The organism is Microbacterium sp. (genome assembly GCF_036277215.1).
Taxonomy (GTDB): Bacteria; Actinomycetota; Actinomycetes; order Actinomycetales; family Microbacteriaceae; genus Microbacterium.
This window is the reverse complement of sequence record NZ_DASUNI010000147.1, coordinates 1-10394: the sequence shown is the minus strand read 5'-3', so window position 1 is coordinate 10394 and position 10394 is coordinate 1. Positions and strand designations below refer to the sequence as shown.

The 10394-nt window shown below is 69.0% G+C and carries 10 protein-coding genes; 4 read left to right on the top strand and 6 right to left on the bottom strand.

The features are described from left to right. Positions 1–671 (bottom strand): ATP-binding protein (locus tag VFX99_RS07630; RefSeq protein ID WP_329665699.1); only part of this gene is annotated, 671 nt, incomplete at its 3' end. A gap of 180 nt (positions 672–851) precedes the next feature. Between VFX99_RS07630 and VFX99_RS07625 the strand changes: the two genes are divergently transcribed. Then, positions 852–1073: a DUF7455 domain-containing protein gene (locus VFX99_RS07625; RefSeq protein WP_329665698.1), complete on the top strand. Its 222-nt coding sequence runs from the start codon at positions 852–854 to the stop codon at positions 1071–1073. Here the strand turns inward: VFX99_RS07625 and VFX99_RS07620 are convergent. Then, positions 1070–2119 (bottom strand): alanine racemase, encoded by a 1050-nt coding sequence (locus VFX99_RS07620; protein ID WP_329665697.1) that lies wholly within the window; start codon positions 2117–2119, stop codon positions 1070–1072. The genes VFX99_RS07625 and VFX99_RS07620 overlap by 4 nt on opposite strands. Next, positions 2116–2841, bottom strand: coding sequence for an alanine racemase (locus VFX99_RS07615; RefSeq protein ID WP_329665696.1), 726 nt, complete (start codon positions 2839–2841; stop codon positions 2116–2118). Before VFX99_RS07615 ends, VFX99_RS07620 begins: the two co-directional genes overlap by 4 nt. Positions 2842–2913: 72 nt before the next feature. Here VFX99_RS07615 and VFX99_RS07610 point away from each other — a divergent pair, with 72 nt between their 5' ends. Next, the gene (locus tag VFX99_RS07610) at positions 2914–3936 is read left to right on the top strand and encodes a sugar-transfer associated ATP-grasp domain-containing protein (protein WP_329665695.1); all 1023 of its coding nucleotides are present in this window, start codon (positions 2914–2916) and stop codon (positions 3934–3936) included. A 112-nt stretch (positions 3937–4048) separates the two neighbouring features. Here VFX99_RS07610 and VFX99_RS07605 read toward each other — a convergent pair whose 3' ends face one another. The 3 genes from VFX99_RS07605 to VFX99_RS07595 all read right to left on the bottom strand — a co-directional run bounded on the left by VFX99_RS07605 (position 4049) and on the right by VFX99_RS07595 (position 7355). Next, positions 4049–4753 (bottom strand): coenzyme F420-0:L-glutamate ligase, encoded by a 705-nt coding sequence (locus tag VFX99_RS07605; protein WP_329665694.1) that lies wholly within the window; start codon positions 4751–4753, stop codon positions 4049–4051. After that, a complete protein-coding gene (locus VFX99_RS07600; protein ID WP_329665693.1) occupies positions 4753–6216 on the bottom strand; it encodes an RNA polymerase sigma factor in 1464 nt (487 codons plus the stop codon). Before VFX99_RS07600 ends, VFX99_RS07605 begins: the two co-directional genes overlap by 1 nt. 215 nt (positions 6217–6431) lie before the next feature. Further along, positions 6432–7355 (bottom strand): PAC2 family protein, encoded by a 924-nt coding sequence (locus VFX99_RS07595; protein ID WP_329665692.1) that lies wholly within the window; start codon positions 7353–7355, stop codon positions 6432–6434. Positions 7356–7449: 94 nt separating this feature from the next. Between VFX99_RS07595 and VFX99_RS07590 the strand changes: the two genes are divergently transcribed. Then, positions 7450–8928 carry a leucyl aminopeptidase gene (locus VFX99_RS07590; RefSeq protein WP_329665691.1) on the top strand — a complete coding sequence of 493 codons (1479 nt, stop codon included), beginning with the start codon at positions 7450–7452 and terminating at the stop codon, positions 8926–8928. Continuing rightward, entirely contained in the window at positions 8925–10298 is a 1374-nt protein-coding gene (gene lpdA, locus VFX99_RS07585; protein ID WP_329665690.1) for a dihydrolipoyl dehydrogenase, read from the top strand. Before VFX99_RS07590 ends, lpdA begins: the two co-directional genes overlap by 4 nt. Positions 10299–10394: the final 96 nt, after the last annotated feature.

Genomic DNA, 10394 nt, shown 5'->3' with positions numbered 1-10394 from the left:
CGGATCACGATCTCGAGGCCCGGTACGAGGAACGCCGTCTGACGGGCCCGCTGCTCGAGCTCGTCGAGGTGGAACGTCGCGTCCTTCGTGAAGATCTGACGGTCCGCCCAGTAGCGGATCCGCGTGCCGGTCACACCCTTGGGGGCGCGCCCGGCCACTCGGAGTTCGGAGCTCTTCTCGAAGGGGGTGAATGCGGCATCCGGCGACGGACCGGCGAAGATGCCTGGCTCGCCGCGGTGGAACGACATGGCCCACGTCTTGCCGCCACGATCGACTTCCACGTCGAGCCGCTCCGAGAGGGCGTTCACAACGGAAGCGCCGACGCCGTGCAGACCGCCGGATGCGGCGTACGAGCCGCCGCCGAACTTGCCGCCGGCGTGGAGCTTGGTGAAGACCACCTCGACGCCGGACAGGCCGGTGCGGGGCTCGATGTCGACGGGGATGCCGCGCGCGCGGTCGCGCACTTCGACGCTGCCGTCGCTGTGCAGGACGATGTCGATGCGGTTTCCGTGGCCGCCGAGCGCTTCGTCGACCGAGTTGTCGATGATCTCCCAGAGGCAGTGCATGACCCCGCGCGAGTCGGTGGAGCCGATGTACATGCCCGGCCGCTTGCGGACCGCCTCGAGTCCCTCCAGCACCTGGAGGTGATGTGCGGAGTACTCGGAGGTCACAATTCTCAAGCGTATCCGCGGCGATCGTCAGCACTATGCACAGACACGGCGAACGGGATCCACGTACGCGCTGAGCGAAATGTCACCGCTTCGCGGCATTCTCGAAACAAACGCGTGGTTGTATGTGAGGACCCGCGAAGGTAATCGAGACACGAGCGACGCTAACGAGGAGGACCCGAGATGACCACGCTATCGACACCCACCGAGCCCGCCGTCCTCGACTACCGCCTCACCGCGCTGGATCGTTGCGACTCCTGCGGAGCCCAGGCGTACATCGCCGCCGAGGTCAACGGCAGCGAACTTCTCTTCTGCGCCCACCACGGCCGCAAGTATGAGGAGAAGCTGCGTTCCCTCGCCACCAGCTGGCACGACGAGACCGCTCGACTGCTCGAGTCGGTCTAGAGGATTTCGCCGCTGTAGCTGCGCGGAACGAGCGGCGAGACCCGGACGAGGATCTCCTCGCCCACGGTTCCGATCGTCTCAGCGAGATCGGTGGCCGAGCGGCCGTCGGGTCCGAACACGGTGAATTCGTCGCCGATCCTCGCGTGCGGCCACGGCGCCACGAGTCCGTGAGTCTCGTCCACCCGCAGGACATCGAGAGGGCGTCCTCCGGCGGCCAGCGCGGCCCGTTTCGCGAGCGTCGACGGCAGGCCGTGCAGCGCCCCGATTCCGATGGTGACGGCGTGGTCCGCCAGGTGCGTCACGGGCGCGGTCAGCGAGGCGATCGGTCGGATGCCGAGCTCGGCCTCGTCCGGACCGCCGGCGGACCGGATGCCGTAGCAGAAGGCCCCGACCCGCGCGAGGTCGTAGCGGAACTCCGGGCGTGCGAAGGCCGCAGCGCTGGCCGACAGGTGGCGGACCTCGAGGTCGAAGCCGGCGGCTTCCGCCGTTGCGACGGCCGCGTCGAATGCGGCGCGCGCCGCATCGTCCTCCTCGTCGCTGGCCTCGGCGATGTGACTCCAGACGCCCACGAGGCGGATGCGGCCCGAATCCGCGAGCGAACGAGCGCGATCGATGACCGTCCCCCATTCCTCGGGTCGGATGCCGTTGCGGTGCAGCCCGGTGTCCACCTTCAGATGCACCCGCGCGGTGGCATCGACCCGGCGTGCGACGGCGGCGATCTCCTCCAGGAAGTCCGCGTCCCCGACACCGAGGTCGAGCTCTGCCGCCAGTGCCGCCCCGATCCCGGCCGCGCCGACGGTGAGCCACGTGAAGACCCGCGCACCGTGACCGGCGACCGTCCGCGTGAGCAGCGCCTCCCGCACGTCGAACGCGCCGAACCACCGCACGCCCTCGGCCGCGGCCCTGCGCACGATCGGCTCCAGGCCGTGCCCGTAAGCGTCGTCCTTCACGACGAGCATCAGCCGCGCGGGAGTGATGCGGTCCCGCACCGCCGTCAGGTTGGCGGCGAACGCGTCCAGGTCGATGTGCAGCCGTGGGCCGGTCATGGCGTGTACTCCCGCGGATTGCGCAAGCCGACCGCCGTGACCAGCTCCCCCGGCGTCATCCCGGTCGCCGCGGCCCAGTCGGCCAGCGCAGGGTCCCCCTCCGCGGGTCGCCCGAAGAAGACGGCCTCTTCTCCGGGCGCCACGGCCGCGGAACCGATGTCCACCACGCACACATCCATCGCGACCCGACCGACGATCCGATGCCGCTCCCCCGCGATCAGCACCGACACGGCGTTGCCGAGGGAGCGCACGACGCCTTGCGCGTACCCGCCCGTCACCAGTGCGACCGTCGTCTCGCGGGGGGCCCGGTAGGTGAAGCCGTAGGAGACGCCCTCACCCTCGTGCAGCGCCTTCAGACTGAGGACCCACCCGCTGAGGCACAGCGCGGGTGTGAAGCCGGGGCTGAGGCCGTAGACGGCATTCGGGGCGGTGCCCACGCCGTCGACGACGACCCGCGTGGCGTCGGTGATGCGCTCGAGCGCACGAACCCCCGGCTCGTCGGCCAGGAGCGCGGCGGCACCGGCCGCGAGTGCGAGCGGGGCGACGACCTCGATTCCGTGACCCCAGGCATCCGCCCGCACATCGATGACTCCGTTCGGCGTGCTCGCCAGCACCGCGCGCAGATTGACCTGGAGTGCTGCGCGTGAGATCCGCGCCGTCGGTGTGGTGCGCTTCGGCGTGGTGGGGCCGGGCACCGAGCGCCCAGGGATGCCGGAGGTCACGCCATCTAGACTATCCGGGGCCGTCTGCCCGCAATCTCTCCGCCTGTCCACCCCGTCTCACCCGGAGCACGCATGCCTCACAAAGGCCTCGGCCTTGCGCCCCGCCTTCACTATCTCGTCGACCGCGCCCGTCGCATCGACGTCGGATCCGTCATGGAGCGTGCCAAGGAGTCGGCCGCGCAGCACGACAAGTGGACGCCGGCGATCGTCGTGGACATGCTGTGGCAGGCCGGTTTCCGCAACGTGGGATTCCAGGACTACATCGACTACGACTTCGCCATCCTCAGTCGGGACGAGCGCGCGACGTACATGACGCATCCGGTCTCCAACCAGCTCTCGCAGAGATTCGACCACCCCGATTTCCGCCACATCTTCCAGGACAAGATCGAGTTCGATCGCGTATTCAGCGACCACCTGCACCGGGACTGGATGGTCGTGGGGTCCGGCAACGCGGACGCGGTGCGCGCCTTCGCGGAGCGTCTCGGCACGATCGTCACCAAGGAGCCCGTCGGTCAGGCGGGAACGGGCGTGCACCGCTACCACGCAGATGAGATCGATGACTGGGAAGCCTTCCACCGTGGGTTGCTCGAGCGGGGCGAGCTGCTGATCGAAGAGGTCATCGTGCAGCATCCGGACCTCGCAGCGGTCTGTCCTGGCACGGTCAACACCACGCGCATCACCGCGTTCTTCGACGGCCGGCAGACGCACATCCTCGCGATGGCTCAGAAGTTCGGGCGCGGGGCGGTGAGCGACCAGATGACCTTCGGCGGCTTCTACACGATGCTCGACGACGACGGCCACGCCGTCGGCCCGGGTTACGACTCGCATGGCCACGTGCACGAGAAGCACCCCGACTCCGGGTTCGTGATCGGCGACTTCCAGCTGCCGATGATCGACGAGGTGCGGGACTTCGTCGACCGCGTCGCGCGGGTCGTGCCGCAGGTGCAGTACGTCGGCTGGGACATCGTGGTGACCCCCGACGGCCCCGTCCTCGTGGAGGGCAACTGGGGAGCCGGCGTCTACGAGAACAAGCCGAGCGTCACCGGAATCCGCACCGGCCACAAGGCTCGCTACCGCGAGGCGATCGGGTTCTGAGACCCCGCCCCGCTACTACCGCGAGACTGCATCCGCAGGTAGAGACTGCGGGGCCCACCCGCTGTGTGGACGTCCCGTTGCTGTCTCGCGGTGGGGGGCAGGCGGGATGCGGCTACGCAGTCGGCGCCGGGCGGACCACGCCCAGCGGGGTCGACTCGTGACCCTGTCCCAGCGGGTTGTCCTTCAGGATCGCGACGAGGCGCTTCTCGGTCGTCCTGTCGACGGTCGAGCCGAGGATGTTCCCGCCCAGATCGTTGATGTCGACGACGGCGACCTCGGCCTGGCCGCCGATCAGCGCCTTCAGGTGCCGTGCGACCTCGCGCGGGCGATCGGGCCCGAGCACGACCGCCTTGTTGTACGGAGGAATCGTCCCGTCGGTCGGACCGTCGATCGCGCGGGCCTTGTCACCGGCGATGCGGTAGAAGTCGCCCTTGCGGCCGAACGCCTTGGTGACCGCCGACACGGCGGCGGCGAACAGGATCCGCGGAGTTCCGCACTCGCGCAGGGCCATCTCCATCGTCTCGGGCATGCCGAGGCCGATGCCGTGCGGCGTGCGCGTCACGTACTTCGAGAGGAACAGCGCGAGCCTGCGAGGTGTGATCTCGTCGAGGCGGTACGAACGACCCTGGGTGATGGCGACGATCTTCTCCGTGACGAAGAAGAGGTCTCCGGCCTCGACGACGCCGGACGCGTACTCCGTGATGAAGGCATCGAGGTCGTCACCGGGCATCACCACGCGCGTGCGGATGGGGATGCGGAAGTAGGACGTGCCTTCGACCTGGACCGTGAGCGCCTTGCCGGCGTTGGCCTCCGCCATCACTCGAGGTAGTCGCGCAGGGACTGCGAACGCGACGGGTGGCGCAGCTTCGCCATCGTCTTCGACTCGATCTGACGGATGCGCTCTCGCGTGACGCCGAACGTGTCCCCGATCTGGTCGAGCGTCTTGGGCTGACCGTCGCCGAGACCGAAGCGCATGCGGATCACGCCGGCTTCGCGCTCGGAGAGCGAGTCCAGGAGCGACTCGAGCTGACGCTGCAGCATCGTGAAGCCCACGGCGTCCGCCGGCACGACCGCTTCGGTGTCCTCGATCAGGTCGCCGAACTCGCTGTCGCCGTCCTCGCCGAGCGGCGTGTGAAGCGAGATGGGCTCGCGACCATACTTCTGCACCTCGATGACCTTTTCGGGGGTCATGTCCAGCTCGCGGCTGAGCTCCTCGGGTGTGGGCTCGCGACCGAGATCCTGCAGCATCTGACGCTGCACGCGGGCCAGCTTGTTGATGACCTCGACCATGTGCACCGGGATGCGGATGGTGCGGGCCTGGTCGGCCATGGCGCGGGTGATCGCCTGGCGGATCCACCAGGTGGCGTAGGTCGAGAACTTGAAGCCCTTGGTGTAGTCGAACTTCTCGACGGCGCGGATCAGACCGAGGTTGCCCTCCTGGATCAGGTCCAGGAACTGCATGCCGCGGCCCGTGTAGCGCTTGGCGAGAGAGACGACGAGGCGGAGGTTCGCGCCCAGCAGGTGCGACTTCGCGCGCTGACCGTCGCGGGCGACCCACTGCAGGTCCAGGCCCAGCTGGTTCGACTTCTCGGCCGCCGTCATGTGCGACAGCTTCTCCTCGGCGAACAGGCCCGCCTCGATGCGCATCGCCAGCTCGACCTCTTCGGCCGCATTCAGCAGCGGGACCTTGCCGATCTGCTTCAGGTAGTCCTTGACGGGGTCGGCCGTCGCACCCGTGATCATCGTCGAGTAGACGGGGACGTCATCCTCGTCCGACGAGGAGATGACGATGGCGCCCGTGGGCAGCGGCTCGGCGACCGGCTTGGTCTCGGTCTCCTCGTCCTCTTCGTCGTCTTCGGACTCGGAGGCCTCGGCCTCGGGCTCGGCAGCGGTCGCGGTCTTCGCCTTTCCGCGGGTGACGGCGGGGGCCTTCTCCTCCTCGTCGACGGCGTCATCGAGATCGACTGCGTCGTCTTCGAGCTCGACCACGACGACGTCGTCGAGCTCCACGTCGTCGGGAAGGTCCTCGGCGTCGATGTCGTCGGTCGCCTTGGCTGCGCCGGTCTTGCCCTGCTTGGGGTCCGCCTTCGAGGCCGGCTTCGCTGCCGCCTTCTTGGTCGCGGTGCTCTTGGCTGCGGGAGTCTTCGCCGCGGCCTTGGCGGCGGCGGGCTTGGTCACGGTCTTCTTGGCTGCGGTCTTGGGGGACTCCACCGCGGGCGGGACTGCCGCGGGGTCCGTCGCGCTGTCGGCGCGGGCTGTTGTCTTCGTGCTCGAGGTCACGGTTCGCCTTTCACCGGCGGACGGGTGTCAACGTCCCCCGGTAGATTTCGGACACTAGTAAGACCCTTGTCAAGTCCCGGCTCTGCAGAGGTGCCTCAGAGAGCTGGTTGACAACGGGTCAGGTCATCTATTGTCGCACATTCGTCGCGCACATCCGACGTGCGCATTGACACGCGTGTTACAACGTGCAAGCCGCGGCCGGCATTCCGCGGAGCTCAGGCTCCGCGCTTCTCGTCGTCGCCCGACGGCCGGCTCGCGAGGAAGCGTTCCAGCTCGGCGGCGAGCTCGTCGGCGCTCGGCAGATCGCCCGTGTGGATCATCGGCGAGGCGAGCGTGGAGCCCGCCATGTACGCGTCGTAGCGCTCTTCGAGACCCTGCACCATGCGCGAGAGCTCATCGCTGCCGGCCACCTGCTCGTCGACCTTCGCGAGGTATTCGCGGTTCTCCTCGCGCAGCTCGTCTCCGGCGAAGACGAGACCGGTGGCGACCGTGAGGCTGTCGAGCCCGGCGAGGGCGGCGGCGGGGTATTCGGTGTCGCCCAGATAGTGGGGCACCAGCAGGACGAATCCGGCCACCAGGGCGCCCGCCTCCGCGAACCGGAACTCGAGCAGGTGTCCCGCCGTCGCAGGCACCTGTGTGTGCGGCTGCCAGACGGAGTGGGCCTCGGTCAGTTCGCTGCGAGTGCCGCTCACCGTGGTCCCGATCGGGCGGGTGTGCGGGACGGGCATCGGAATGGCGTGCACCCAGGTCACGGACACGACGTCGTAGGCCGCAGCGAAGTCCAGCACCGCATCCGTGAAGGCGTCCCACGCGAAGTCGGGCTCGTAGCCGGCCAGGAGCAGGAAGGGCTGGCTCAGGGAGTCGTGGGCGAACGAGAGTTCCAGGCGCGGCGGCCGATAGTCGGTGAGGTGATCCTGATCGAACGAGATCAGCGGGCGGCGGGCGCGGTAGTCCAGGAGGATGTCGTTCGAGAAGACGGCGAGCGGCGTGGGCTCGAGGTCATCGCGGAAATAGTCCACCAGGCGACTGACTGCGCTGCCGGCATCCGTGAAACCCGTCAGCGCGATCACGAGCGGCAGCCCCCGCGGAATCGGCGGCGCGGATGCCACACGCTCGTACAGCGGAGCGGATTGAGCCATGAACCCATGGTACGAGTCGCGCCCCGCGGCGCGGGTCGCGGGCGTCCCGCTCACAGCGAACAGCGGAACGGACGCCGTACCTAGGATGGGGTCCATGTCGTTTCCCGACCTCGTCTTCAGCACCGCCCCGATCCGAGAGTCCGATGCCGACGCGATACTCCTCGCGGTGCCCGCACTCGATCCCGATGACACCTCGGTGCTGGAGGACTGGCCGGGGCTTTCCGAGGCTCTCGCGGCGACCGGGTTCACCGGCGCCGCATCGTCTTACCAGCGCGTCTACGCGCCGGACAGCACGTCGCTGCCCCTTGCCGTGGTCGGTGTCGGCGCGAACTCGGATGCCGCTTCGGTCCGGGATGCCGTGGGCTCCGGCATCCGGCAGTTGACCGGGTTCGGCACCATCAGCATCGCCGTCCTGGCGGAGGATCCGCAGCTGTGGCGGGCGGCGGCCGAGGGCGCGACCCTCGGCGGCTATCGCTTCGAGGGCTACAAGTCCGAAGCGCCCAAAGCGCGCGCCGAGCGGATCGTCGTGCACGGCGACAGCGAGCCTCCAGCCGACGAGCTCGCGGCGGTCGTCGTCGCCGCCGACGCGGTCGCCCTCGTGAAGGACCTCGTCTCCATTCCGGCGGAATGGCTCGGACCCGAGGACTTCGCCGAGAAGGCCGTCGCGGCCGTCGTCGGCCTGCCGGTCGCGGTCGAGGTGCTCGATGAGAAGGCGCTCGCCGAAGGAGGATACGGCGGCATCCTCGGAGTGGGGCAGGGATCCGACCGCCCACCCCGGTTGGTCAGGCTCGACTACGCGCCCGAAAACGCGACGCGTTCGGTCGCGCTGGTCGGCAAGGGCATCACTTTCGACACGGGCGGTCTGTCGCTGAAGCCCGCGAATTCCATGGTCGGCATGAAGTACGACATGTGCGGCGCGGCCACGGCGCTGAGCGTTCTGCGCGCGGTGGCGACGCTGGGTCTTCCGGTCCGGGTCACCGCCTGGCTGTGCGTCGCCGACAACATGCCGTCCGGCCGCGCGATCCGTCCCGGCGACGTCCTTCGGATGCTCGACGGTACGACGGTGGAGGTGCTCAACACGGATGCCGAGGGGCGGCTCGTGCTCGCGGACGGCCTCGTCGCAGCGAGCAGGGAGCACCCCGACGTGATCGTGGACGTCGCGACGCTCACGGGTGCCATCTCGATCGCGCTGGGCACGCGACACGCCGGCGTCATGGGCGACGAGGGTGCGGTGACGGCCTACCTCGCGGCGGCGACCGCCGCCGGCGAGCCCGCATGGCAGCTTCCGCTCCCCGCGCACATGGTCGACGAGCTGGACTCCCCGATCGCCGATCTGCAGAACGCCAAGATCGGCGACCCGGCGGGCGGCTCGCTGTTCGCCGCTCTGTTCCTGCGGCACTTCGTCGGGCGGGTGTCGGACGAGTCCGACGCGGCCAGGATCCCGTGGGTGCATCTGGACATCGCGGGCGTGGGAATGCACAAGGGCGGGCCGTACGGCTTCACCGACAAGGGGCCCACGGGGGCGACCGTGCGGTCGCTGATCCGCTTCATCGCAGGTGAGGAGACCCGATGACCGAGCACCGGTTCGATCTCGTCGTGCTCGGCGGGGGCAGCGGCGGCTACGCCGCCGCTCTGCGCGCCGCCGAACTCGGCAAGTCGGTCGCATTGATCGAGAAGGACAAGGTCGGCGGCACCTGCCTGCATCGCGGGTGCATTCCGACCAAGGCTCTGCTGCATGCCGCCGAGATCGCCGACGCCGCGCGGGATGCCGCGAGCTTCGGCATCCGTGCGAGTCTCGAGGGAATCGACCCCGAAGGTGTCCGGGCGTACCGCGAGGGCATCGTCGCGAAGAAGTACAAGGGCCTGGAAGGACTCGTCAAGGCGCGTGGTATCACGGTGGTCGCCGGCTCGGGCTCACTCGAGGCCGGTCCGTCCGTCCGGGTCGGCGACGACGTGTACTTCGGAACGGACGTGGTGCTCGCGACCGGCTCCTACAGCCGGTCGCTGCCGGGCCTCGAGATCGGCGGCCGCATCCTCACCAGCGAGCACGCGCTCGAGCTGCGCGAGATCCCCCGGAGCGTCGTGATCCTCGGTGGCGGAGTGATCGGCGTCGAGTTCGCGAGTGTGTGGCGATCGTTCGGCGCCGACGTCACGGTCGTCGAGGCCCTCGACCATCTCGTCCCGAACGAAGACGTCTCGATGAGCAAGGCGCTCGAGCGCGCGTTCCGCAAGCGCGGCATCGCCTTCTCGCTCGGGGTGCGACTCGCCGACGCGACGCAGACCGCCGACGCCGTCACCGTCAGGCTCGAGAACGGCAGCACGTTCGACGCGGACTACCTCCTGGTCGCCGTGGGTCGAGGCCCGGTCACGACCGGCCTCGGGTACGAGGAAAGAGGTGTCGCTCTCGACCGCGGCTTCGTGACGACCGACGAAAGGCTGCGCACGAGCGCGGAGCACGTGTGGGCAGTCGGCGACATCGTGCCGGGGCTCCAGCTCGCGCACCGCGGGTTCCAGCAGGGGATCTTCGTCGCGGAGGAAATCGCCGGTCTGCACCCTGTGTTGGTTCCCGACACGCAGGTGCCCAGGGTGACCTACAGCCACCCCGAGGTGGCATCCGTCGGTCTGACCGAAGCGCAGGCGGTCGAGGCGCACGGCGCCGACGCCGTCGTGGCGTACGAGTACAACCTGGCTGGGAACGGCAAGAGCGAGATCCTCGGAACGTCCGGCCTGGTGAAGGTCGTACGCGTGAAGGAGGGCCCGATCCTGGGCGTGCACCTCGTCGGGGACCGCGTCGGCGAGCTCATCACGGAAGGACAGCTGGCGGTCGGCTGGGAGGCGCACCCCGAAGACATCGCGCCGTTCATCCATGCCCATCCGACGCAGAGCGAGGCGCTCGGCGAGGCGTTCCTGGCACTGTCGGGCAAGCCCCTGCACGCGCTCTGACACCGCGCCGCCGGGATCACGGCGGCATCACTAAGCTAGAAACGACATCGGCATTCTGAAGGAGTCATGCACATGAGCACTTCTGTGGTCCTCCCC

What these genes read in the sequence shown, in the direction of transcription:
- VFX99_RS07625 (WP_329665698.1), top strand. Translation starts at nt 852, where the DNA reads ATGACCACGCTATCGACACCCACCGAGCCCGCCGTCCTCGACTACCGC.
- VFX99_RS07620 (WP_329665697.1), bottom strand. Translation starts at nt 2,119, where the DNA reads ATGACCGGCCCACGGCTGCACATCGACCTGGACGCGTTCGCCGCCAAC.
- VFX99_RS07610 (WP_329665695.1), top strand. Translation starts at nt 2,914, where the DNA reads ATGCCTCACAAAGGCCTCGGCCTTGCGCCCCGCCTTCACTATCTCGTC.
- VFX99_RS07605 (WP_329665694.1), bottom strand. Translation starts at nt 4,753, where the DNA reads ATGGCGGAGGCCAACGCCGGCAAGGCGCTCACGGTCCAGGTCGAAGGC.
- VFX99_RS07595 (WP_329665692.1), bottom strand. Translation starts at nt 7,355, where the DNA reads ATGGCTCAATCCGCTCCGCTGTACGAGCGTGTGGCATCCGCGCCGCCG.
- VFX99_RS07590 (WP_329665691.1), top strand. Translation starts at nt 7,450, where the DNA reads ATGTCGTTTCCCGACCTCGTCTTCAGCACCGCCCCGATCCGAGAGTCC.
- lpdA (WP_329665690.1), top strand. Translation starts at nt 8,925, where the DNA reads ATGACCGAGCACCGGTTCGATCTCGTCGTGCTCGGCGGGGGCAGCGGC.